Annotated in this window: 20 protein-coding genes and 1 pseudogene; 15 read left to right on the top strand and 6 right to left on the bottom strand. The window is 59.0% G+C overall.

Features of this window, described 5'->3' with window-relative positions; genetic code table 11:
* Positions 1-323 precede the first annotated feature (323 nt).
* Both bpln_RS36560 and bpln_RS36555 read right to left on the bottom strand, forming a co-directional pair.
* Positions 324-557: a hypothetical protein gene (locus bpln_RS36560; protein WP_148654300.1), complete on the bottom strand. Its 234-nt coding sequence runs from the start codon at positions 555-557 to the stop codon at positions 324-326.
* Between the two features lie 50 nt (positions 558-607).
* Positions 608-901: a hypothetical protein gene (locus bpln_RS36555; RefSeq protein WP_148654299.1), complete on the bottom strand. Its 294-nt coding sequence runs from the start codon at positions 899-901 to the stop codon at positions 608-610.
* Positions 902-1,387: 486 nt separating this feature from the next.
* Here bpln_RS36555 and bpln_RS33330 point away from each other — a divergent pair, with 486 nt between their 5' ends.
* Both bpln_RS33330 and bpln_RS33325 read left to right on the top strand, forming a co-directional pair.
* Positions 1,388-1,819, top strand: coding sequence for a DUF2384 domain-containing protein (locus bpln_RS33330; protein ID WP_420807394.1), 432 nt, complete (start codon positions 1,388-1,390; stop codon positions 1,817-1,819).
* Positions 1,816-2,331, top strand: a pseudogene (locus tag bpln_RS33325) (RES family NAD+ phosphorylase); the annotation flags it as partial. The gene bpln_RS33330 and the pseudogene bpln_RS33325, both read left to right, overlap by 4 nt.
* Before the next feature lie 809 nt (positions 2,332-3,140).
* Here the strand turns inward: bpln_RS33325 and bpln_RS36550 are convergent.
* Positions 3,141-4,106: a hypothetical protein gene (locus bpln_RS36550; RefSeq protein ID WP_148654298.1), complete on the bottom strand. Its 966-nt coding sequence runs from the start codon at positions 4,104-4,106 to the stop codon at positions 3,141-3,143.
* 522 nt (positions 4,107-4,628) lie between these two features.
* On the opposite strand from bpln_RS36550, the gene bpln_RS38135 reads away from it, so the two are divergent.
* The 11 genes from bpln_RS38135 to bpln_RS36535 all read left to right on the top strand — a co-directional run bounded on the left by bpln_RS38135 (position 4,629) and on the right by bpln_RS36535 (position 12,201).
* Complete coding sequence (locus tag bpln_RS38135) at positions 4,629-4,772, top strand: hypothetical protein (protein WP_244132002.1); 144 nt, start codon at positions 4,629-4,631, stop codon at positions 4,770-4,772.
* Positions 4,773-5,301: 529 nt separating this feature from the next.
* On the top strand, positions 5,302-5,487 hold the full coding sequence (locus bpln_RS33315; RefSeq protein WP_055141427.1) for a hypothetical protein: 186 nt from the start codon (positions 5,302-5,304) through the stop codon (positions 5,485-5,487).
* 153 nt (positions 5,488-5,640) lie between these two features.
* A complete protein-coding gene (locus bpln_RS34945) occupies positions 5,641-6,432 on the top strand; it encodes a hypothetical protein (RefSeq protein ID WP_082465575.1) in 792 nt (263 codons plus the stop codon).
* A 12-nt stretch (positions 6,433-6,444) separates the two neighbouring features.
* Positions 6,445-7,122, top strand: a complete 678-nt coding sequence (locus bpln_RS33305) for a hypothetical protein (protein WP_055141425.1) — start codon at positions 6,445-6,447, stop codon at positions 7,120-7,122.
* Between the two features lie 204 nt (positions 7,123-7,326).
* Positions 7,327-7,842, top strand: a complete 516-nt coding sequence (locus tag bpln_RS34940) for an RES domain-containing protein (protein WP_244486993.1) — start codon at positions 7,327-7,329, stop codon at positions 7,840-7,842.
* A gap of 278 nt (positions 7,843-8,120) precedes the next feature.
* Complete coding sequence (locus bpln_RS33300) at positions 8,121-8,405, top strand: hypothetical protein (RefSeq protein WP_055141424.1); 285 nt, start codon at positions 8,121-8,123, stop codon at positions 8,403-8,405.
* Positions 8,406-8,418: 13 nt separating this feature from the next.
* A complete protein-coding gene (locus tag bpln_RS36545) occupies positions 8,419-8,616 on the top strand; it encodes a hypothetical protein (protein WP_148654297.1) in 198 nt (65 codons plus the stop codon).
* A complete protein-coding gene (locus tag bpln_RS36540) occupies positions 8,613-8,948 on the top strand; it encodes a hypothetical protein (protein ID WP_148654296.1) in 336 nt (111 codons plus the stop codon). The genes bpln_RS36545 and bpln_RS36540 overlap by 4 nt, the downstream gene beginning before the upstream one ends.
* Complete coding sequence (locus bpln_RS33295) at positions 8,945-9,286, top strand: hypothetical protein (protein WP_055141423.1); 342 nt, start codon at positions 8,945-8,947, stop codon at positions 9,284-9,286. The genes bpln_RS36540 and bpln_RS33295 overlap by 4 nt, the downstream gene beginning before the upstream one ends.
* 2 nt (positions 9,287-9,288) lie before the next feature.
* Positions 9,289-11,124, top strand: coding sequence for a site-specific integrase (locus bpln_RS33290; protein WP_055141422.1), 1,836 nt, complete (start codon positions 9,289-9,291; stop codon positions 11,122-11,124).
* A 351-nt stretch (positions 11,125-11,475) separates the two neighbouring features.
* The gene (locus bpln_RS36535; RefSeq protein ID WP_148654295.1) at positions 11,476-12,201 is read left to right on the top strand and encodes a hypothetical protein; all 726 of its coding nucleotides are present in this window, start codon (positions 11,476-11,478) and stop codon (positions 12,199-12,201) included.
* 70 nt (positions 12,202-12,271) lie between these two features.
* On the opposite strand, the gene bpln_RS33280 is transcribed toward bpln_RS36535, so the two are convergent.
* The 3 genes from bpln_RS33280 to bpln_RS34935 form a co-directional block, all read right to left on the bottom strand.
* Complete coding sequence (locus bpln_RS33280) at positions 12,272-14,956, bottom strand: S8 family peptidase (RefSeq protein ID WP_063891391.1); 2,685 nt, start codon at positions 14,954-14,956, stop codon at positions 12,272-12,274.
* A 3-nt stretch (positions 14,957-14,959) separates the two neighbouring features.
* On the bottom strand, positions 14,960-15,970 hold the full coding sequence (locus bpln_RS33275) for an AAA family ATPase (protein WP_055141420.1): 1,011 nt from the start codon (positions 15,968-15,970) through the stop codon (positions 14,960-14,962).
* Between the two features lie 121 nt (positions 15,971-16,091).
* Positions 16,092-16,406: a helix-turn-helix domain-containing protein gene (locus tag bpln_RS34935; protein ID WP_082465573.1), complete on the bottom strand. Its 315-nt coding sequence runs from the start codon at positions 16,404-16,406 to the stop codon at positions 16,092-16,094.
* 672 nt (positions 16,407-17,078) lie between these two features.
* Between bpln_RS34935 and bpln_RS37555 the strand changes: the two genes are divergently transcribed.
* Entirely contained in the window at positions 17,079-20,270 is a 3,192-nt protein-coding gene (locus bpln_RS37555) for a hypothetical protein (RefSeq protein ID WP_208459469.1), read from the top strand.
* 529 nt (positions 20,271-20,799) lie between these two features.
* Positions 20,800-24,621, top strand: coding sequence for a hypothetical protein (locus bpln_RS33265; protein ID WP_063891390.1), 3,822 nt, complete (start codon positions 20,800-20,802; stop codon positions 24,619-24,621).
* The last annotated feature ends 407 nt before the right edge of the window (positions 24,622-25,028 follow it).

Raw genomic sequence — 25,028 nt, 5'->3', positions numbered from 1 at the left:
ATTTCATCTTAAAAATATCGACCACTGAACGTCAGGTCGATCATGTCTCGCCCATGCAATCTCCACGTGGAGAATCCCGCGCCGCGTCGGGCTGTGTCGAACCGAATTCTCCACGTGGAGAATTCGGTTCCACTCACGGCGCGCCGATGGGCTAAGTTACTGCCACAACTCGGAACGGACGATGCCTATCGTAATTAACGAAAGAGCGCGCAAGCGGCCGGGTCAGAGCCTCCGCCGAGCCCTCGTCGTAACGCATCGGTGTAGTGCAGGGTGGGCCACCGATGGTGTTTCTTGTCGGCGTGCCCCGCTCGCACGGTACCCCGTTATCGAGGGCGCCCTCCACGAATCTGACTATGCAGCTTGGCCCGATTCCCCGGGGATTCGCCGCCAAGTTGATTGGGTAGGTTCAGGTTTTTTGCCGTTTCGTCTTGTGCCTCGAACGCGCGCCGTTCATACGCTTCGCCCGAAACAATCTCTCGCTCCAGAATGAAATCGGCCGCATGCTGAAACTCGTGCGAGGCTTCAACGGGATTTTTATCGCCATTTGTCAAGAACATCTGACGCTCCCGATGGTCGTAGTGATTGAATGTCCCGCCGTGAATGACTCTTAGCTCCCTTGCCTTCGTTCCATTTTTTCAGCCATCGCGGCCTCGAACCTCTCTATTCTTTCGATGTCTTTAATGTTTTGTTGCAACGTGGGATCTTTTATATCTTTTAATCCCTCGCTGCCTTTGGTCCACACTATGCCGCGCTTCGGTATATTGGCAGTCGAAGATCCGAAGTTGGGGAAAGCATGTTGCCTCCCCTCCCGGGTAGGGGGATTCACGATGGCAGGAAATTTCTGTGAGCTATTTTTGATGAATGGACTGAATTTGCTCAGACTTTTGAGTTTCCCGAACATTGCTCGCTCCGCTATTGTTGACAACTACGATCGCGATTGACCAAGAGGTCAATCGATTTTGCCTTTCGATCTCTCGCTCGATAGGCCCAATTGGCAAAAGCAATAATCAGACAAATGAACCTCGGTGGCGTCACAGTTTCCTGGAGCCTTTGCCTACACCCGTTCGCCGTAGGTTTGCGCCTGGCGGCGTCTCAAGGCCTGGGTGATTTCCGACCTCATCGACCGCGTCCGTCCTCCACATCCGTTACGCGAATAGGTATCGTAGGGCAGTAGGGTGGGGCGGCCGATCGAACTATGGAGAGTGCTAGCGAATGCGTCAGGTGTGAGATGTGAGGTGTGAAATCCGAGAGTCGTGGCGGCAAGCTTGTCGGTTAGGCGTCGTCGGCTAACCTCCTGATGGCATGGACGGGCACCTTTATCCGGTACTACGATCAGTGACTTGTGCTATAACTGTTCATGATTTGTGCATAAAAGGAGCGCCAAAACATGCATAACTTTGGCATGGCCCCCGAACTCGATGCTGACGCGTCGGCCGGAGGACCCGCGTCCGCCAGTTTCGACGCATTTCTTAGCGGCTTGCGCGAGCCGGACACGGTCGCTCCCGTGCTATCGGCCCGGCGCTACGTGGCGGCTCTCAACATCGACCTGCAGACGCTCGCTGACCAAGCCCATGTCCATCGCAATACCGTCGCGCGTGCGCCTCAATCGGCCGGCGTTCAGCAATTCCTGCGTGAGGCTCTGCGCGTGATACGCGCTGCTACGGACCTTTCGGGTGACGTCCACCGCGCGCTTTTCTGGTACCGCAACGAGCCACTGGCCGTGTTCGACTACCAGACAGCCGAAACGCTGGTCTCAGCCGGTCGTGCGGATGACGTGGTGCGTTATGTGGCGGCGCTGGATGCCGGCGCCGCCGGATGATCCTCACTTCACTGGAGAACCTCACGGCCTACCGGATGCACGTGCCCAAATGGGCCGTGGCGCCTACCAGCGGTGCTGGCGCCGCCAGGGCGGGCGGCCGCGCCAACCGAATCGGCGTGCCCGCCCTGTACCTGGCGCTCGAGGTCACCACCGCGGTGGCCGAGTACCAACAGCTGTCGCCCTTGATGCCGCCCGGTACGCTGGTGAGCTACCGCGTCACGACAGCACCGATCGTCGACTTCACTGGCGGCTATCACGCGGATCGCTGGCCACCCCTGTGGGAGTCGTTTTTCTGCGATTGGCGCCGCGACTGGTTCAATGCACGCATTGAGCCGCCCAGCTGGGTGCTCGGCGACGAGGTAATCGCCGCCGGTGCTAAAGGAATTCTGTTCCGATCGACGCAGCACACTGGTGGCACGAACCTGGTGCTATTCGTCGACCAATTAGATGAAGGCGATCGACTGGACGTGAACGATCCGGCCGGCGCCTTGCCGCGCAACCAAGCCTCATGGGACGGGAGCGTGAACGTTCCAGCTATGGAGAGCTTTTCGGGGATTCGCGATGCGGTGCAGCCGGCCGAGCCGGAACTGGACGTCAAGTCTTTTCACGAGCTCGAGGCGCATGTCAGGCGGCTGGAGACCGAAAGGCCCGACCAGATGGTGCAAGTGCTGGCGGTGTCCCCGTGGAACATCTTCGGTGTTCGGGAGCCGCATGCCTTGGTTGCCGTTCGTCTTCTGCGAGGCGGAGCGGGGCCGGAGCTCTGGGTGACATTGGAGGACGCAAAATTCGACTCTGTCTTCGAGCTGCGCTGGAGCTCATACGACATGGAGTTGGTAACGCACCGAATGCTTCGCGATGAACGGCGGAGCCCCGTGGAGTTCGTCGACAATCGCTGATTTCAAACACCCCTGCAAGGTATAGCCCGCCGCGGCCGGGTTTTTCTTGGCCGGTGCGCTCGTGACGGCTGCCCGAGGCCTGGGTTGGCCACGCCTGAACGGCCACCGCGAAGATCCCACAGGAGGAATCGCGACGCTGGCGCAGGGACACTGCCGGTGTTGCCATCAACCCGGCGCTCGCGCCCACCCCCCGTGCGAGAAATCCGTCTTCTCTTGACGGCCGTGGATCACCTGATCCTGACGGCCGATCTCCACCGGGCCGGTGCGCAGTGGGTGCTGCAACTGGCCGTGCTCGCCTGTTGCGGTGGCGCCCTGGTGGTGCTGTCCCGCGTGCTCCAGATGATCCAGTCGGGCCGGCCTCGACGGGGCAGGGCGCGTGGACGTCGGCGTCGCGTTCACTGAAATCGCACAGGTGATAACTATACTTATTCTCTGATGGTCTTTCGCGCGTTCATCAATATCTCTCTGTATGCTGTAAGCTCGCCGGCGAATGACTTTCGGTGCGACTTCCAGTTTTCTTTTGCATCTACCAGGATCTTTGAAACCGAAGCGATCTCATCATTGGCGTTTATAAATTTCATGTTATCAATAAGTTGGTTGTAATGTTCGCAACCACCTTCTCGGAATTTGCTCTCGTATTCAATTATTATATTGAGAAAATTGATGGCCTGAACTAAGGCTGTTTGAAAATCGACTTTAATAGTGAATTCGTTGCTATTGGAAACTTCCACTTCCATGCCGACGAGCGGTAATTTTTTATCAAGTTTCGTGCAGACTACTTCGAGGTCCGATGCGCGCCAGTCATATAGCATGGACCGGTTGTACTCCTCTGTAAGTATCGCGCGTGTTAATGGCGTGTGTACCGCGAAAGTTTTGGGGTGAACTTTTTCCGGAGTATGGGTAATCATATCCTTTTCTGAGATATCGGAAAACCCTGCGTCACTGATTTTCCCTTCTGGATGGACCCATATGAAGTGTGCATCGAACGCTTCTTTACTATTTCCTAGATTTTGAGTTGAGAGTCCAGGAAATAAATTTAGGGGCTCTTGAAGTATTTGTTTCGAGAAGAGAATGTGCTTGCCGTCGGAGTAATAGGTGGGTAACTTGATTTTCCGGAAATCGGCTGTGTTCGTCGAGACCAATGGTTCAATTGAGCGGTAGGCTCCTTGTGCGCATGTAATAAGTCTGCCAACCATAAGTACGCGCAGCCAACTACCGGCTTTGGCATGCTCCGCGTCCTCGTACATCGGGAGGATCTTACTTTTAGCAACTTTGTGGCGCATGTGTGTCGCGCCCGCAAGGATTTTGGCAGCGTCAATATTGGTGTCTACCATTCTAGCGGTTACTTCAGCCATGTAGAGAGAATTGGCGGATTGGACAAGTTTAGGCATACCAAAAATCCTTATTTGGTTTGGTGCTTCGACGAAACACCTTTCAATTTTGTCTTCAAAGTTTGGTTGGCAATGGACATTAATACTCCGAATGCAGCCGCCCGACCCAGTCTACGCAACGTCATTTCTGATGACTCGTAAAAATCGACGGAAAAGAGAAAGCAGTACCGATTCCAGCGATGCGTACACGGGCCGCCTCGGCGATATGTGCTGCGTGGACGTGTCTGGCGATCGCCGTTGTAATCACGGTGGCCGTTGACTAGCGACCTTCGCTGCGTTGACGCTCGATGCCCTAATGAGCTAAGGGGGCACCACCACGCCGACCGTTGTTTTCAGCGAAGCCTATCGTGCTGATCTCCGGGGAGTTGTTCTCCGGCGACGGGCGCGGCGATCCGGTCAGTGCGTGCGTCGAGACGCCCAGCCAGGTGCCGGGCGATGACGCCATCGCCCGGACGCGGAGGGGATTCTGTTTCGCTCGTGGCCAAGGAAGCTCGCCGTCGCAGGGGCAGGGGGCTGGTGGCCATGGCGCTGCTGATCGCGCTGGCGGCAATTGACCGAGGGCTGTCGGCGCTATGGCCGGCCACCTACGGCCAGTATCAACCACTGGCAGCGATCACCGTCACGGCCATGCCGTTACTGGCGGTGTACCTGGTACTTCGCAGGTGAGTTAGGCGTTGGCAACCCGGCTTCGGCCGGGCTTTTCTGGTGCGCCGTCAATGCCGATAACTCGTACCGTCGGCATTGACCGTGAGGGAAGACATCGACTGCGAGCCGTGCTTGATGAGCTTTGAGGGGCGCGACCGGCACCGGTGCGTCCGATGTTTCTGGTCAGCGACTGCTGCCGCGCCGTGGCCCTTTTTGCGGCCCCCAAAAAAAGCGCCGATGAATCGTCTGAGATGATTCATCGGCGAGCACCAGGGGCAGTGCAAGGCACGAGGCTCAAAGCGGTTCCCCGTAAAACAATCGTAACAAAATGGTAAGTTGAAGTGTGACGAAACTGTCAAAATCCTTACGGATATGTGGCGGGAGTCGCACCGTCAAGGCGCCCTTCGAGTTCGATCCCGCGTCGAGATCCCGCCTGCCGACCCGCACGAACGCCCGTGACTGCCGCGAAGAACCCACAAGAGGAATCGCGGCGCCGGCTCCGGAACAATGCTTCCGTTGCCGGCCCATCGGCGCTCTGATCCCCACCACCATGCTCAAATTTCATCTTCGTCTGCTCACCGCCGTCGATCGTCTGATCGTGACGGCCGATCGTCATCCGGCCGGCGCGCGCCGCGTGGTCCAGCTGGCCCGGCTCGGCTGCGGCGGTGTTGGCCTGGCCGTGCTCCTCGCCGCGCTCGAGCTGGTGCGGGTCTGCCTCACGCTGGTGGCCGGCTAGGCGGGCAGGGGAGGAGGGGCGCGGCGGGTGCTGCCGCTGGAAATCGCACAGGTGATAACTATCCTTGTCGGGGCACGATCGAGATGATAAGAATGCGTCACTTGCGAACTATGAGAACTATGATAAACTGCCTCTAACTTTTGAGGATTCGCCATGACGACGACAGATGCCCCTGCCGACTACCAGTCTTCCGTTTGCCCATCATGGCCAAACGGGGCGTCGTACCACGCTCAGTCGTCTGCCGACATGCTTGCCCCGGGACGTTTTGCTCAAGCTGAAGCATATGTCAGGGATTGGACCGAAGCACTGGATCGAGCGCGCGAGGACTTGGCACGCGTGCAGCGCCAAATCGCTGACGTTGTTGCGGAATTGGAAGCCCTAGATGGAGAGGTGACCCAGCGACCCTCTCAGGCGATATCGGTTTGCAACCGCCGCATGTGGTTGAAACTGCGTCTGGATTCTGCGTACCTGAAGGAAACCATGGTTTTGCTCCGGATGCGCCGTCTCGAGGCATTGCAGGAGCAGCAGCACGACAATCGAGCGATGTTGTCGTGGCAAGCGGCGGGCTTGGCGAGCCCGGCGATGGGTGTCTGGCAGAGCCTTCTGAACGAGACGCGTCCGGAGATGCTCGACGGTCCCACCCAGCTGGCGCTGGCTGAGGAACTGGCCGAGCTCGGGCTACTCTTCGATGCGCAAGATGCGTTCATAGCGGGCACTTTCGACTATACGCTGGGCGGTGGTCTCAGTCGGATGATGCGCGATTTCTTTTTTGAAGAGATCGCCGGGCCGTTCGTCCAAAACTTCCTCGAAAGGCGCTCTCTCGCTGCCGCTACGGTTCGCCAACTGGTGGATCGGTGGTCGCGTGAGCGTACGTTCGAGACCGGCAGCGCTGCTGCCATTGCCCGGCGGATGCACCCGCTTGGCGCGCCTCCCAAATCGGCCTAAGGAGTTCTAAGCATGGCACAGGCAATCAAGGAAGACCGCCCGATCATCGACATTAAGATTCGCCCGGTGATCCGTGAGGGGCAGTATCTCAACCCGAACCACATCGCGCGAGATGTCGCGGAACTGTTCACGTCGGATATCGAAGTGTCCCTTCGTAACCAAGTGTCGCCGGACGTTCGAGAAACGGTTCACTCGATCATTCGCGACACGTTGGAGCGCCGACTGGCGTCGATGTTGATTTCGGATAGGGTGGTCGAGGCAGCACCCGATACATTGCCTGTCGCCAACTTGAAGCCTTCGGAGGTTATCGAACAACAGTTGGTGGCGCTGTCGATAGCGAGCCTTTACCGATCGGTGGAGGCTGGCCGGTTCTACTGCGTTCGGCCGCGAGGCCAGGCCAATGGACGAGCTTTTCCGGCATGGCAATTTGCTGAGCCCGTGCCGGAATTGCTGCCCCAAGTTCTCGATAAGCTTCGTGGCGCCTTGGAAACCGAGGTCCACGCTTTCTTTGTAACCGAACGGGATGAACTCAACGAGCTCGCGCCGGCGGAGGTATTGGCCGGGAAGCTCTTCGAAGGGCGGGGTGCGCCGCACGCTAGCCAGCGTCGGCTGCTAAATTTGCCCGCGATCGAACGGCAACGCCGCGTGATCGCGTTGATTCCGCAACCGGGAGAGAGCGTGGCCTTTTGAAACGGCCATGAAATGGGAAAACATAAACTTGTAGGACCACCGCAGGATATTGCTGAGGCAATACCTTCGGTGGAACAGCTCGTCGACGCATTGGCGCGGAGCACTCGTGTCGTCGGCCCGGTACTTCACCGGGCCGCCTCCTCCCCTGCGGGGATCCTGCCCGATCGGGTTTGGCGGCCGTATCGGTTCGGTCCGCCGGAGGCATTGATCGCAGCACTCGGTTCGGCGCCTTTTGGGTGGCTTTATTTGAGCCTCATGCCCGACACTGCGGTTTGGGAGGCGAGGTTTGCGCGGAACGATGCACGTCGACCTGGCACGTTCTATCTGGACGCTGAGGCCGAACGAACGGGATTGATCGCGACGTTGACTTTTCCGCGGCAGCTGCGCGTGTGGGATCTCGGTGCTCCGGCGTCGAGCCTGTTGGGCATCTATGATCAGTTGTCGGCTCCCGACTATGATTGGACACAATGGTTCGGCGTTCGGCTGCATGAGGCGATGCAACGAGTCCGCCCGGACCAGCGCCCCGATGGAGCCCTCTATCCGTCACGCCGATTCCGTGGTCAAGACGCGATTATCTTGTCCTTTGAGGCGCTGGCACCGCTCCGTGATGGCATTACCTACACGTCGATGCCTTTTGCTCAGCATCCGACGTATGAATGGCTGCAGGGGCATCCGCTACGACGCGATCCGCCCGAGCGGACTGGCGGTGCGGCCGAATAGAGCGACGCGCGCGACGGCGCGTTGCGAGATCGAACCCGGCTTTGGCCGGGTTTTTTGTGGGCGTCGTCAAGTCCGCTAAGCACCATTAGCAGACTTGCATTTAATGGTCTAGAATGGCCTGGCGCCGGATTGTGCCTCGCTGAATATAGGGTAAACCCTTGATTTCGCCCGATGGCATCGACCGTGAGTGCCGAGCCCGGGCAGGGGCCGCCTCGGCCGGAATCTTGGGACGCCAACCCGTGTCGTACCCAGTGTGTTGTCCTGACTCGAGGTTTGCGATGCCGCATCGCCAGATGATGACGGCGCGCCACCTGACGGATCGCACCGAATCGTGCATCCCTGAATGCCTGGCCGACGCCGAGCGCAGTCCCCATCCGAATCGCAAGCAGATATATCAAGACTTCGCCAACGGGGCGTTCGTGCTCTGGAAGCGCCTGATGCAGGATTTGACCGATCCCGCTGATCCGTTGGCCGTCGAGGAGTTCGAAGCCGATCAGGCACGGTTGAACGCTTTGATCGGCGACGCCACACCGCCGCGTGACTCGGCGTCGTCACTGGATTGATTGAGGAAGCATCGTGACCACCAACGGACACGCCTACGCGCAGGCCATTTACCACGCAACCCACGCGAGGCTTACCCGCCTCGCCGAGCCGGCGCACGTGGATGCCAATGCGGCCCAGCTCGCGCAGGTCAGTGCGCGCGACGTCGTCGAGCCATGGCACGGGCACGGCGAGGAGGCTCGGCCACGTGGCGTGCGGGGAGGCAAGCGATGAGCGCTGCGCCTCTGGGTCAACGTCGAAGCCGCAGACGGTCTATCGAACTGCGCGCGGTCGCGTCGCTCCTGCGCCGTTTCAAGCGGCAAATCCTGGTGATGCTGTTGCTGTTGATCAGCGGCTGTACGGTGTCGTCAACGCCTGCGTCTTCGGTCGAGAAACGGCTCGCCGAGCGGCGCAGCAACGCTTGCCGGGTACTGCTCGCCGCGCACGATCCCGTCGTCGTGAGGCAGGCGTTTGACGGCACCACGACGCGATCGGTATTGCGCCAGCCGACTAGATCCTTGTTTGGCGTGCGAGCCCCGCGAGCCCCCACAGACAACGACCTATGACTCGTCCTACCATCACCTCCAGCACCTCGGCCCGCCGCGTCGACGGTATCGTGTTCGAGATCGCACTGGCCATCGGATTGCGCATCGAGGTGATCGGCGTGCCGTTCACGTACCGCGATCGCACGTTCGCTGTCCACCGATCCAGCCGCTTGCGCTCGATCACAAGTGTCGAATACTCGGTGTCGGACGTCGAGACAGGTCGACGCATTGCACGTGTGACTGCAGCCACCATCGACGAGGCGCGCGAGGCCGCGATCCTCGCGCTCGACGCGGTACCGGAGGCCGACTGGCGCAAGCAGTTCGCCGCGCCTGCCCGTCGCAAGACGGCCCGGGCCTGACGATGGCCAATCGCCCGCAGCAGCTCGAGCTGCCGCCGCCCCGGACCTATTCGCGCACCGAATTCACGGCGCTGCGCGCGCGTGTCAAAGGGTTGCCGATCGCCACCATCGCACGGCTGTACTTCGACCCGGAGGAGCACGATGTGCTGGACGTCGAGCGCCTGCTGCGCACCATGCGCGACGACCTGGTGTCGATCGCGCTGCGCGAGGGCTCGCCCGTTCTGGTCGAGCATCTGCAGGCGTCCATTCGCAAGTACGGTGAGCCGCGCCTGACCCCCGTGTCGCTGCAGATGATCGAGCTGGCGGCCGGCAGTTGGGCCAAGGCCGCGCCAGCGGCGGCTCACGCCGTCGCGCGCTGGTTCCGGCCGCTGGTTGCGCAGCGTCTGGCCGAGGTCGACGTGCGTACGGTCGGCGAGCTCGTCGCGTACTGCAACCGCCGAGGCGGAGCTTGGTGGCGCTCGGTGCCGCGCATCGGCGTCGGCCGAGCCCGCACCGTGGTGGCCTGGCTGCGCCGCCACGCCGAGACGATCGGCCAGACGGTGGATGCCGACGTCGATGGGGTTGATCCGCTGCTGGCCGCACCCGAGACGCGCGTCGCGCTGCGTCGGGACCAGCTGGTGCCGATCCACCGCCTGGTGGTGCCGCACGAGCTCGCCGGCGCCCGCGGCGCGAACCGCGCGCCGGCGTTTCCCTACATCTCGGCCGCGCACGATCTGGACGCGGTGTTCGCCTACCTGCACCGCTACGATGGGCAGGTGGCCACTCAGCGCGCCTACTGGCGCGAACTTGAGCGCTTCGTGCTGTGGTGCGTGCTCGAGCGCGGCCGCCCGATGTCCTCGATCCTCGTCGACGACTGCGAGGCCTACAAGGCTTTCTTGGCGAACCCGTCGGAGGCGTTCCGCGGGCCGCCGGCCTCGCGTGCCTCGGGCCGCTGGCGACCATTCGCGCTGACGCCGCTGTCGCTCGACAGCCAGCGCTACGCGGTGCGCACGCTGCGCGCGGCGTTCGACTGGCTGGTGAAGGTCCGCTACCTGGCCGGCAACCCGTGGGTGGCCGTGACCGACCCGAAGCCGGTCAAGCGGGCGACTAAGCTGCAGGTGCAGCGGGCGCTGCCAATCGACGTGTGGAGCCGGGTGCGCGCGGAGCTCGCCGATCGCTCCGAAGGATTCGGCCCGCAGGGGCCGGACTGGCGCGTGGCTCGGGCCCTGGTGCTGCTGATGGGCGATGCCGGCCTGCGCATTGAGGAAGCCGTGACGGCGGAGCGAGGCGGGCTGCAGTGGTGGCCGGCCGAGGACGAGATTCCGGCGACCTGGATGCTGCGCCTGGTCGGCAAGGGCAACAAAGAGCGCATCGTGCCGCTGACCGAGGACGCCGTGGAGGCCTTGCGCGAGCACTGGCAGGATCGTGGCCTGGATCTGGATGCGCCTGGCGGCAATGCCGACGGCGTGCCGCTGGTGGCGCCGACCGTGGTGCCGCCCACCCCCGCCAGTCGGGATAAATTTGGGGTGACGGACACCGGCCAGGTGACGCGTGTGGCCGGCTACACGCCGCGCGCGGCACGTCGGGTGGTGACGCGCGCGCTCGAGCGCCTGCTCGAGCAGCTGCCGGATCTCGACGAGTCCGCTCGCCGGCAACTGGCGGCCACCTCGCCGCACGCGTTTCGGCACACGTTCGGGACGCAGTCGGTCGCGGCCGGCATGGCGATCGAGGTCCTGCAACAGGTGCTGGGCCATGGCTCGCTGCAGACCACCACCATCTACGTCAATGCGGAGCAGCAGCGCATGCGCCAGGAAAGCGCGAAGTACCATGCGCGGCTCGCCGCGGGTCGCGGCGAGTAGTCTGAGTTGGGACTGAGGATCGAGGTGAACGCAATCATCAGAGCCAGGGCGGGCCCGGGCGACGCCCGTCAACATTGACGCTGATCGGGAAGCGGCCGACAAGCCCATCTAGTCTTGCGGCTTGTCGCCGATCTAGGTGCGCCCCTGGCCGTCACAGAGAAAACCTTTGCCGACATTCATGGTTTGACCGTCGTTGTTGCCTGCGCAAGCCAGTAGAACCGGTCGACCTACGTGCGGGGAGCTTCGCCCGCATCAACGCCACAAAGGCTTCTATCAGCCGTTTCCTATCAACTTCTTGCAGTATGGCTGAACCTACTGGGCACGCGAGGGTGGTGCTCGTTGAGGAAAGACATGACAAAGAAAAACTGGTTTGAAACTGTTGAGCGGTACGTGCCGATTGCAAGTCACATCGCGCAGGTTCTAACCACGGTATTGACGGCTGGGGGATTATTTTTTACGGTCATCCCCTTATACCAAAAAGCTGCAGTGGACGAGCAGGTCGCAAAGCAGCAGCAAGAACTCGCGAAGCTAGAGCAACGAGTCGAGAGCAGCTATAGGAAGATTCGGCGGGACGCAGTGCATCGATATATTTTTAATGCGGATGCGCAATGCACTGGACTAATGGTGCCCGTCTTACCCGCCACCGCAAACGGTCCTGCTCCGGACGTCACCGAGCAGACGTTAGCCATCGAGGTGCCCCAATGTCTGCATGAGCAACTGTTGTCTGTCGCCGATCTTGAGGAGTTGCGCCCTGCAGATCGCGCGGCGCTCGATGAAGCGATCAATCGAGCGGCGAGAACGATCGAGGATGCTCGTTTGCGAGCGCGGTTCCAAGTGGCACAAATCAACCCCGGTCATGACCCTGTTGGCCCCATCGAGTTGGGGACACTGGTGATGCCGCAGATCGCGCTCTTGAAGCAAGCCGGTGTGAGCGAACAGGAAATCCAACAGCTCGTCCGATCCCTTGCCGCGAATGAAGAGCGACTGAAAATCGTTCGGAGATATGGGAACGCTGCGCGGCAAGAAATCAATGCGTTAGACAATATTGCATGGCCTTCGTTAGGGCAGGGTGAGTAGCAGAAATGCGAGAGACGGTTGTCTTCACGCTCAGCTTGAAGCGGTGACGCTTGCGGCCTCTGAGGTCCGGTTACTCATCGACCTCAACCTCTACTTCGGCTTCAGCCTCAATCTCGCCCGCCTCTGCTTGCAACTCGGCGACGGCCGAGCGTAGCGGCTCATAGATCGCGATCTCTTGGCCCAAGACTTCAAACGTCACAGCAAGGGCATAGCGCGCAGCCGAATCTGGGTCATGGCTCCAGCCTTGGTGTCCGACGACAGCGATGCAGAAGTGGTCAGGCAGCGCGTTCGACCGCACGACTGCCCAGTCCTTTTGCACCGTACCGCTGTTACGCTTGTGATCGCGGATAACTCCCCATTGCGGCTTTTCGTGCAACGTCCACGGCAAAGCCGATCCGCGTAGAGGTTCGTCATCGTTCGCGGCGTTCTTCAGGGCGCGTACCCGGAAGTCGTTCAGCCCCTCGCCAAGATTGCTGGCCTTCCAGTCAACCCATGTCGAAAGGTATCGCCGCAAGTTCCGACGTGTGCGACGAGGCTGGGCCACATAGGACAGCGTGACGTCAATTCGCACGTCGAATTCGTCCGCCTGCTGGCGAAGCTCTGCCGGGATCGGTACCTGAAAGACGTGGCATTCGGCTGCGTGAATCTCGGTGTCGCCGCTGGTGATGAAGGTTGTGCGGTGATCGGTGTTTACGGTTGCGCGTTCCTGGTCAGGGATGCCGTACCCCAGGCAGCGCAGCGCATGCGACGCTGCGTTGAGCAGGGCCTGCTTCTCTGCTTGCATCAGGTTATCGGGCGGATTGCGCAGGCGCGTCAGTAGATCTTCCGCCCAAGCCGGCCACTGCGCGGACTGCACGATGAGTGCGCGGTAGAGCAGTGCAGGTTCATCGGGCAGAACCCGCTGCACTTGTGCCGCGATACGAGCTACCTTGGGCGCTGCATAGGAGGTACCTGCATCGTCCCGATCGGATGCAGGTCCAGGCGCGTGCAGTGTTGACCGCACCAGCTCCGGGCAAGCGGCCGGAATGCGGCCACCGCCTTGGATGTCAGGCGGGTTGCCGGTGGTGCGGACCGCGTCACCGCCATAGGCGACCACTTCCGGCTTGATGACGTTCCAGATGCCTGGTCCCGTCCGCGAGAAGGCCGAAGGCCCGTCGGGCTGGATCGCGAAGCTACGCCATAGGCCGACTTCCGCGACGTCGTAGGCGATAGAGCCAACGGTCAAGGCTTGGAGGCTTTGCCCCGGATTGGCGATTCGGACGGAATTTTCCGACAGGTAGGCAGGGTAGTCCCGGCCGGCGGCAAGGTGTTCGCGGATGCCAATGAAGGGGGCGGCTCCATCAAGCGGAAGGTTGCCCGCGCTCTGCACGATGAGCACGTCCCGTTCGTTGCAAAGCTGATCGATCTCTGCGGCCCACGACGACATGTAGCGCGTGCGGCAGTAGCCACGTGCGTTGATAGAGTGATTGAAGATACGCGTCTGCCGCGGTCCATCGTTGAAACGCTCAACAGCCCGACGTATCGCTTCTGGCGGGAAGAGCGTGATGGGCATGAGGTTTTGCGCATTGAGCACGCGTGCGTTTTGAATCCAGAAGGTCAGCTTAGGTGCACCTATCTTCGGGACTTCCTCGCCGTAGAGCACGGCGCCCGCCACTCTTGTACCATGTCCCCCTGGTGCGACTTCGTCGGCGACGGCAGTGGCGGCCATCTCTGGCAGGAAGCAGTATGACGCGGCTTGATCTACGGCCGGCTGCAGCAGGGCATGTTCCTCTTGAATGCCGCTGTCGACCACGCAGACCGTCGGCGCGTCAGCATTCGGAGGGGTCGGAGTGACCTGCTGACCAACTTGACCTACTTGGCCTGCGACAGCTTGGGGGAGCGCGATGTCCTCTGGCTCAACGACCTCGAAGATATACTGGTAGTTCAGGACGAAGTCTTTGAGCCCTTTTCCCGATATCTCGAGTCGAACCGTGAAGCTGTCGGGTAGCACACCCGCGTCGAAGGGTGCCCCCTCAATGTTGTGAAGGACCTCAGCCTGATAGAAGGCGCGGAAACTCTCGATCTGATTTTCGCGCTCGATCTTCAGCGCTTCCCACGCATCGTAGGCGTCGTTCCGCGCTTGGGACCAGGCTAGTTCTTTTGCGGCCCATGTGGCGTCGGTGTCGCGCTTGCCGCGCTTCGGTACCGATGGGATTTCCTGTGTACCGGCGCAGGCGATCCCAATATCGACAATGAAGTCTTGATCGTCCGCGATGTTTCCCCAATCAGCGAAGAGCCGTTCCGACAGGATGCGGCCCAGCCGGTCGGTCTGGTCGGGGTCGTCGAACAACCGATGGACACTAGCGATGGTTGCCGAGCCATGAACATTCACGGCAAAGCCATCGACCATTGCGAGGAACGACGCAACGTCGATGTCTTCTGATGCGACAATAACGTAGCCTTCTTCTTGCTCGGCCACAATCTCGAAATCGAAGCGGTCTCTTAGAACATCTAGGTCCAGCCCCGTGTCAACCTTGAGCAGGATGGGGATGCCGTTCGGTATGACCGGCAGTGCTTGGCCTTGCCGTTGCGCCTGCCGCTGTTTCCAGTTGCCCGAGAGCGCTTGCACAGCACCTTGCAGGGCCGTGCTGTGCGCTTGCCGGGCGTTTCTGTTCGCCAGCGTCTGCGGGTTGGTTTTTCCTCCGCTCGGAAGGCGTGCATGTCCCTTGTAGCGGAGCAAAAGCGGCAGATGCTCGAAGTTGTGCGCTTCCGGCATGACTTACGCCCGTTGTGCGGCGTCGTGCCGCTGCAGTTCTTCGACGGCCTTGAGTAGCTTGTCTTGCGACAAGGACGGGTGACCGGCTAGCACGGTAGCCTTGGCGGCGTCCTGGGCGGCCTTCACGACCATTGCGGCCGATGAACCCTCGAGTTTGGCGACCAGAGGTTCCCAGGCGATGGGCCTGTCCATCCGCACACTGGACAGCGTCATTTTCAGCAATTTTTCGATCTCGGCTTTCCCCGGCAGCGGGATGGCGAACACGTCGTCGAAGCGCCTGAACAGCGCCGGGTCCAACGCGGACTCCAGATTCGTCGTCGCGACAAGCAGGCCTGGCGCGTCGTACTCTTCCATGAGTTGCAGCAGCGAATTGACGATGCGCGACACTTCGCCGATGTCCTTGGAAGCCGTGCGCGATCGCGCAATGAAGTCGCATTCGTCAAGCAGAAGCACGCATGGCTTTTCGCGGGCACTGCTGAAGATAGATCGTAGGTTCTGGGCCGACTCGCCAAAGAACGAGGAGATCAGCACATCAAAGCGCACCTTCATTAGCGGCAAGCCCGTATTCCAAGCGAGCCGTTTGGCGCCCAGCGACTTGCCGCAACCAGGCGGGCCGTAGACCAGCACGGTTTTGCGGGGCTTGAGCCCGAAGGTACGCAGCCGGTCGCGTGCTGCGTACTCGGCTTCGATGCGGGCGAAGCGTTGCTCGACAGCTTCGGGCAGCACCATGTGGTGCTCCAGTTGATCGTGCGGGATGAGCGTGGCCAGCGTTTCTCCGTGACGCCGACTCATGGGCAACTCTTTGAGCGTGCGCTCAACGTCGGCTGGCGACGTCGGCGATGGCGGGGCACGCCTCGTCTTAGGCTGCTTGAGGATGGCCTCGAGCTGCTCAGCCAACCTAACGTGGCCGGTCTTGCGTTCTGCTTCGACGATTTTGTCGGCAAGCCGATCTAAGTCAGACTGCGAACCATCGGCAATGGCGCGTACAACTCTTTTGAGAATATCTGCATTCATGCGACATCACCTTTACTTGGGAGCCATCGGGAAAAAGGTAGTACGCCGACGGGTTGGATTCCATTGCCAACGGCTGGGCAGCGCGTTGGCGGCCGGGTCAAGTGCTGCCTGAGCATCGCAGTCATGCGACGGCTTCCAGGCCGCGCTTCTGAACCAGATGCAGCAACTTAAGTGCTGTGCCCGCAGGCTTCTTCTGACCAATCTCCCATTTCTGAACAGTCGAAAGACTCGTGTTCAATAGGCGCGCAAAAACTGCTTGGCTTACATGCGTGCTTTCGCGGATGCGCCTGATATCGGCGGGTTCCAACGGCTCCACCGGTGGCAACCACAGTGGGTCAATTTCGCGTAGCGTAACCTGATCGACCGGGCCGACCCCGTGAAGCCCTTCGGCCGTGGCGCGGACGGCTTCAATGATGGGTGATCTCGTCTTGCGCATTGCAATCCACTCTTGCCGGAATCCGTTAAAAATGCCCCCGGTATTATAGCACTTGGTGCTATAGACAAGAAAACTGAGTTCCTTGATGTGGCAGTGCCATCATGGGCGGGAAGGTGCTACGCGTTTTGCGCATCCAAGCCCCGGACCGTATGCCTGATCAAACAAGGTAGAAAATAACAGCAATGAATAGCTAACGTTAGAAAGTGCGTGCAGCTTTGGCTCGATCGATTTGCGCCTCATGCGGGGGCAGCCGGAGCGTCCTTGCGACGCGCCGCAACGCGTTCCGCTAGCAGGAATATGAGGACACAGTTGAGGCTATGGTGTTCGGACTTCAGGCGAATGAAGTCGGCGAGCTACGCCGAACCACGATGCCGCATCTTGCTACCATCATCGTGTATCGTGCGAGGACAGCCGGGACTTGGCTTGGAGACGTGAACACGCTGCCGTAGATGCCTTGCGCTTACTACGCGATGAGAGATAGAACAACGCTGGCCTAACCGGATCGATAATCCGAAGACACGAGCATATCTCGCGGGACGAACCAGGGAGGGAATGACCAATGAGGAAGTCATCTTTGTCTGAAGCCACATATCGTCATGGGTTGTACTTGCTCACTCATGTTGACATAGCCGGTCTATTCGGTACGTACTGCAAAAATAAGGGCATATTCAGATGAAGAAGGCTCAAGAAAAGCTCGTTTCACCGTCTGAGTTCATGCGTCAATTGCGGCCAGAACGCTATTCGGATTCGACCACTCGCGATCTGTACCGACTGAAGCCTGAAATCCTTTCATATCACCTGGACAGTATCACCGAGCGCAATGAGACGCACGACTTCGAGTTGTTTTGTCGCAAGCTTTGCGAGCGCACCATCTGTCCAAACTTGAGGGCTGCCACGGGGCCGGAGGGCGGTGGCGACAGCAAGGCGGACACCGAAACGACTCCAGTCGCCGACGAGATCGGCAAGCTCTATTGTGGCTTGGCCAATAGCGGTAGCGAGCGGTGGGCATTTGCTTTCAGTGCGAAGAAGACGTGGGCTGACAAGGCGCGATCCGATGTGGCTGGCATCGTCGATACGAAGCGCGGTTACAAGAAAGTTTTCTTTGTCACATCGAGAGCAGCGCGGGCAAAAGACCGAGCTCGCGTCGAGCAGGAACTGAGCGAAAAGTATGGCGTCACAGTGACGATCCATGATCGCAGTTGGATTGTCGACGAGGTCATCAACAACAATCGGCGCGATCTCGCGTATAACTACCTAGGCATCGGCGACAAGGTTAGCGAGCGCGAACTTGGGCCGTCCGACTACTCGCGCAAGCAGCAACTAGAGGACATAGAGAAGGAACTGACCGATCCCACGGCCTTCGCCGGCATGAAGATGCAACGCGCGGCTGAGGCGTTGGTGGCCGCCAAACTCGCCCGCGAACTGGAACTACCCAGAACTGACGTCGACGGAAAATTCAGCCGGGCGATCCGTCTAGCGGATGATGGTGGAACGCAGCGCCAGCAGTTCACAGCCCGCTACGAGGCTCAGTGGACCGCCTTTTGGTGGTTTGACGATATCAAGGCCGTTGTTGACGGTTATGAGGCGTTCGAAGCATTGGTCATCGATGACGCCCACGCAAAAAACCTGGAAATGCTGTGCAACCTGATGCAGCTACTTTTCAATATCGTTGTCCATGGGCATTTGTCAGAGGCGCAAGTCGGGCTTAGGCCCCGAATCGCGCGCCTCTCGTCGAGGCTGTCCGATCTGGCAAGCGATCCCAGTCGTCCAAACAATGCCTTGGAGGCACGGACCTCGCTTTTGACTATTGAGGCTAACGAAGCTATGCGAGATGGCGATTCAGAGCGACTCGCATCTCTATGGCCCCAGTTCTCGGATGTCCTTGTCAAAGCCGAAGGTATGGGCGAGTTTGACGTCAACCGTCTGACCAAACTAGTCGAGGTACTCGGTGTGGCGGCAGGGAAGAGTCACGGGTATCGCGACCTCGTTGATCAAGTGTCCGAGTTCGTCGCCAAACGGACCGGTGAAAGTGAGGGTGCGCGGGTCTTGCTCAAACGTGCGCATCAGCTTGATTTCGACGAAAACATGGAAATGATCCGCCTTCTGGGCAAGGCTGCCCGCTTGCTCACAAAGAAGGAGCATGCAGATGATTTGGTCAGTGCGCACGCGCAACTCTCTCTTGCATACCGCAGTGCCGGTTTGTTGTGGGCGGCACGAGCGAGTTGCACAGCAGCCGCTACTACGTTGTTCATCGAAGGTGAGGAGGAGGGTGAGCTCTCTTCGACGATCTTTCCTTTGCTGATGAACGCTGCCTGGCAGGCGGTGGAGTTGAAGCACCTGCCCGAGGTGCTTCAAATCATTCAGATCGCACGCGGTTGCCTGAGCTCTTTGCCCTATGACGAGGCTTCTATTAAGCGGGCCGGCGAGCAATTGCATGACTTTGATTTAATTCTTGCGTGCCAGTTGGCTAACCTCTCTACAGTGGACGTGCCACGGCTGGATATGATCCCAGACACTCTGGGAGCACTCGGCCTGTTTCAGAGCCGAGCCACATTGCTTTATGTGCTCGGCTACGAGGATGTTCTGAGGGAAGAGGGTTGGATTCCTGATGCCGAGTCCGCTCAAGACGTCGTGACGTTCTTCAACCGACTGGCCGGCCAGCCCGCTGGCGATGCGATGTGGCGACCCGCCATTTTCAATGGTAAGGACCAGCAAATGTTCGTCACCTCGGTGCTTGGCGTAAGGATTACTGTCACGCACCAGCCGAGTGATACTGCCATCAGTGTTGCCGAGGCAATTGTTGGTACGGTGGAGGCGTTCTTCGCGACAGCGTTTGAAGTGAATGCCTTTGCTCATGCTGAGTGCTTCGACGTCTATGTCGTCGAAGCAAATATCACGCGCTTCGAGGTTAGGACAGACATCGACCGTATGAAGATCACCATGAGGTGGCCGCAAGGGGTTTTTCCTGGCTCGCCGTCGGTATACGGCGACTTCCTCAACATGCTGCTGGAAGTGGCAGCCACGATTTTTTCCGCGACGTGTCATGCGAAGAACCTCAAGGACGCTGTGTACCAGTTGTTTCGAGTTGATGGGGCCATGGACCGCGCGGCAATGATCGGCTCCCTTTGCATTAGTCGACAGCGCATTTTCAAAGGCGTAGCACGATTCGCGGCAAGGGATACACATTCTTCCAAAAAGTTCGAAGCTCGACCCAACCGCCCTCTCATCGTTCGTGAACGTTCCACTCTTAAAGAAGGGAAAAAGGAGGATGTGGCCTCTGAGGACTTCCATTTTTCAAAGATGACCGATCATCGCGACGTGAAAGTTCACTCGGTCGTTGACGTACACTTATGGAACCGCGCTGAGTGGAGGGGCGCAGCTTACGGAGTGACGTATCCGCAGGCGCCACCCTTCATGGCGTTAGTGTTCAGAAATCGGGAGGCGGCCTCCAAGATATTTGAACGCTGGCGGGAGCGATTTGGATTGGCCGATGTAGAGGAGGAGATTCACATCGGCATCGTGCGTCGTTTTTCCGACAAGCATCCGACTCACTACGGTATGGTTATCACGTCGGAGCCTCCGAGAGATTTGCGTGATTCAAGAGTCGCCATGATGGCATCACGAACACTCACGATGGAGCCTTCCAACGACGTTAATCTGAGCGCCTTCTTGGATCTGTACAAGAAAGCTGGCGCCTACCGCTTGATGCCGATGCTGCTCGCGCCTGATCAGACGCTCCAGGCCATCGACGGACTCAGCATCCTGAAGCGCACCTTGCACGTGAAGATCGCTGCCGACGTTGGGCCAAACGATCCGGAAAATTTTTTCCTAGCGCCTCGCGGTCTTCAGGGCGGCCGGATGTGATCCTTCATGTTTCATGTTTCGTTTTTCCTGCCATAGGAATGTTCTTCTCGCCTACGAGGCGTAAGTGTGTGCCATGTCCGTAGTTACGCAGGCGGACTCTATTCTGCGTGCTATCTCGGAACGGGAGAAATCTAAATAGATCGATCGGGGTGAGTATGAAAACCGAGCATGAGGTGTTTGACAATACGGGCGAATGCGCCCTCTGCAAAGAGCAGAAGCTTCTCCGGAAAAGTCACCTGATGCCTAAGTGGGCGTACAAGCGCTTGCAGACGGTCCATGGGAGCCGAGAAGACCCGATAGAGGTCAAGAATGGATCGACCTTGTACACCAGCCGCCAAGTGACAAAGTATTTGCTATGTGGGGAATGCGCGGGATTTTTCGGCACACGCGAAGACTATGTGGCTGGTCTGACCCAGACGGATCCGGACGGGTTGCTGGAGATTCTGACTCTCGTATCGCGCTACGAACATCCACTTACGGTCGTGGAACTCAGCAGCGAGATTGACGTTGATGCTACGGGTAATGACTTATGGTTTTCTTTGAACTGGAACCTTCGGACATCTCGGATCTCGATGCCGGTGATCTGCGTGAACTGGTCGCGCGGTTGTGCGAAGCCGAGCTGCTTCAGCAGGGGAGGCCGTCAACCTGCGTAACGTGGGGCGGTGCTCAGGAGGCTCCTGACGGTGGACTGGATGTGCGTATCGCGGACGCCGGGCTGGCGGCCGGCAACGGCTTCGTGCCACGAGGAAGCTGCGGCATCCAGGTCAAGAAGCACGGAATGGGCGAGGCCGCTTGTAGGAAGGAGATGTTGGATAGCGGGACGCTGAAGGCGGTCATCGCCGAGCTTGCTGACCAGCATGGTGCTTACATCATCGTCAGCGGAAAAGACGACTGCTCGGACAGCATGCTGGCGAGCCGATTGCGTGGGATGAAATCGGTCGTCGAGCAGCTGCCAAACAAGGCGGACTTATTCCTCGATTTCTACGGTCGGGACCGGTTGTCCAATTGGCTGCGGCGACATCCGAGTGTCAGTCTATGGGCCCGCACTCGGCGTGGAAAACCCTTGTCGGGATGGAAGTCGTTCGGGCGGTGGGCGGCGACTCCACCAAGGCAAGATGATGCGTACTTGGCGGACGATCATCCATGCGTTATCGACGTGAACTCGACGCAGAAAAATCCCGTTCCGGCTCTCGAAGGCGTCGATCTGGTCCGAGACCGGTTGCGGACCGGCGGCAAGGCGGTCCGCATCACCGGCTTGTCCGGGGTCGGTAAGACGCGATTCGCGCAAGCGCTATTTGAGACAGATGTTGGCAAAGGGGCGTTGTCGTCGGCCAGCACGATCTATGCTGATCTGGGGGAGACTTTGGTGCCGACAGCGTCGGAGCTGGTCTCATATCTGATCGCTAACGGCCACATGGTCTACTTGGTGCTCGACAATTGTCCGCCAGACGTCCATCGTCAGTTGCAAAAGCAGGTGTCTGAGAGCAACGCGAAGCTTAGCCTGCTGACAATTGAATACGACGTCTCTGAGGATCGCCCAGAAGAAACGGAGGTGATCTACATCGAGCCTAGCGGTGAGAAAACGGTCTCCTTGTTAATACAGCGACGCTTTCCAGATTTGGGACAAATTAATGCGGACAAGATCGCCGAGTTTTCAGGTGGCAATGCCCGAGTCGCTATAGCACTGGCGGGTCGGGTCGACGCGGACGAGACACTCACTAATTTCTCGGACGGAGCCTTATTTCAGCGGCTGTTCAGGCAGCGCAATAGCCCCGACGATCAGGTTCTGGAGGTTGCCGAAGTGCTTTCTCTGGTCTATTCGTTCAATGTCTCGTTATCAGAATCAAATGACGAAATGGGTGTGCTGGCGACCGTTTCCGGGCTCAGTCGGCGAACCTTGAGTCGAGGGCTGGCCGAGCTGCTCCGTCGTCAACTGACGCAAAGCCGCGGCAATTGGCGTGCGGTTCTGCCGCATGCCCTCGCCAACCGATTGGCCAAACGCGCTCTCGAGAGCATATCGCCTGATGAGATCAACGCCGAAATCCTGAAACTTGAGAATCGGAGACTGTTCTATTCGTGCGCCCATCGGTTGGGATATCTGCACGATGTCGAACCGGTGCGTCGCCTTGCCGACAGCTGGGTGGCCCCGGGCGGGCCGATGCACGACATTCGTACGCTTGATGAGAAAATGCTGTCGGCATTTCACTTCATCGCACCGGTGTTTCCAGATATTGCGTTGCGGCTAATCGAAGCGGCTGCCAGTGATCCCGAGTTCGCATCGACACAGAATCCGAACGCCGGCTTCTTCGCTCGCTTGCTCGCGCAGCTCGCCTATGACGATGATAAGTTTGATCGCGCGACAACTGTACTGTTGAAATTTGCTGAGTCCGAGAAGGCAGAAGAAGCGAACAACGGGTTTGTTGGCCAACTTCAGCAACTGCTGTCGCTGCATCTTTCTGGGACGCAAGCACCTCCGTCGAGGAGGCGGGAGGTCATTGCGAAATTGCTCGCATCGGGTACGATCAGAAACCTGGAGATCGCTCAGGCGCTTTTCCACGCTGCGCTCGAGGCGAGGCATTGGATTTCCTATTCCATGTTTGATTTCGGAGCGCGACGGCGTGATACCGGCTGGAGTCCTCGCACGTCAGCTGAGGTGGCCGATTGGTATATCGGTTTTTTACATTTGCTGGAGCTGGAGATTGCCTCGAGTGAACCAGTGCGTTCTGAATGGGCGCGTGCTTTGTTTGCAGGGCATTTTCGGAGCTTATGGACGCGTGCCTTTTGCCCCGAAGTACTCGAAGATATCGTCCGTAGCCATGCCCATGGCGGTTGGCCCAAGCTCTGGCTTGCGATCAAGCAAACTCTTCACTTCGATTGTGACGATGCTCGCCCGGAGCTAGTGACTCGGTTGATGGATCTAGAGCGCCTCACTGCACCGTCGGATCTTGCTTCGGAGATCCAGGCATATGTGTTGGTCCATATTCATGAGCATATCGAGAGTGCCGGGGAGGTCACCGCCGCCAGTAACGACATTGTCGTAGCGAAGATCATCTCGCTGGGCAAGAGCGCTGCCTCTAACCTTGGCGTGTTGGACCGGCTTGGGGAGAGGCTATGGGCGGGCGAGTTCGACGCACTGCATTCATTCGGAGTCGGGATAGCACGGGGAAGTGCTGATCAGATGGCGACGTTCGAGCGTCTATTGGAGATGGCTTATGAACAAGCTACTGCGAGTCGCCACCCGATATTTTTAGGTGGCTTCATCCAGGCTGCCCATGACGCGGACAGTGGTATGGGTAGGGCGATGCAAGAGCGAATACTGAACCATTCGGTGCTGCGACCACATTTTATTTACTTGCTTGGCGTTAGTCGCATTGAACCATGGGGAATTGAGGTGCTGCTCGAGTTGGCACGTAGCAAAGAGTACGACGTGTCGCGATTCAGGCGACTCGCCTACGGCCGAATGCATGAAGCGCTCTCCGACGCCTACTTGGCCTTGTTGTTGGCTGAGTTGATCGATCGAGAAGAGGGTATCTACGTCAGCCTTGACATACTGACGATGCGATTTCATATCGGGAAAGACAGTAGCTACCTGCCCGGCGATGAATTGTTGTCGATTGGACGGGATGTCATTCATGCGCTTGTCTCTGTTAAAAGGGGTAGCTTCGCGCAGAACCGCATCCATGGGATGGAATCCGTCGCCGGTCGATGCCTCGTGGCGTCTGCTCCGATCGATGAAGTTCAAGGTCTTGTGACGCTGCTGTGTGCTAGATCGGCAGACTACCGCCTATACAGTTTCGAGCTGGATCCCATTGTCAGCACCCTCGCCAGCAATTTCCCCGAGCTTCTCCTCGACGAAGTGTTTACCGGAGACGAGAGAGAGCGCCGGCTGATCCGTATTTTTTCCAAAGATGGCGTACGCCGCAAAATACCATTCCTCAACAGCGCACCGTTAGATCGCCTGATTGCGTGGTGCCAGGTGCAGCCGGATCGGTTCGCGCGTGTCGCAACGGCCATGAGCGTGTTTACGCACGTGGCCGAGGGTAGTGTGCCACTGGCACAGTCGGCGAGCGTGGTCCTCAGCGAGCAGATCAAGGGGTTGTTGGACGCGGCGCCTGACAAGCAGAGCGTTCTCCGTGCGATGGCCGCTAAGATTACCCCTAGCAGTTGGTCCGGCTCTCGAGCTCAACTTATGGAAACTCGGGCCCAGGCGTTCGACGTGCTTAAGGAGCATCCATCGCCAGAGGTTCGGGCAGCGGTCGTTACCGAGCTTGAGCAGATAGATCAAGATATTCGGATGGAGCGGGAATATGAAGCGACAAGAGACAAATTGCGTGAGCAGCGCTTCGAATGAGCAAATTTGCGCTGCATTTGGAGGGGCCTGCCAGTTTGTTCCTGGACCTCGCGATCGAGCGGTGGGCGATCAACTGATTACAACCGCGCCTAAAACTTCTATCCCACACTACGCTTGGCGCTGAAGAGATGTTCGCCAATTGCCGTGTCGGCTAGGATTCTTCCCGACGACACTGGGCATGGCCTCTAGTTTCTCAGAACTAGTTTCGAGGTCTAATCAAGCTATTGAGATAAGACGGCTTCTTTCAAGGAGGTTATTCCAGCTGAAATAAGCCGCAAGTGCTTGAATGTCAACCGCCGGCGTCGGCCGGCTTTTTCGCGGCGTGTGGCCATGCCGATAATTCGTATTATCGGCATTGCGTTTAATGCCCCAAAACGCCTATAGTACCGATTACACCTCGCCCGCCG

Source organism: Burkholderia plantarii (assembly GCF_001411805.1).
Lineage (GTDB): Bacteria > Pseudomonadota > Gammaproteobacteria > Burkholderiales > Burkholderiaceae > Burkholderia > Burkholderia plantarii.
The sequence above is the reverse complement of the archived record's forward strand: the minus strand, read 5'-3'. Positions and strand labels throughout refer to the sequence as shown.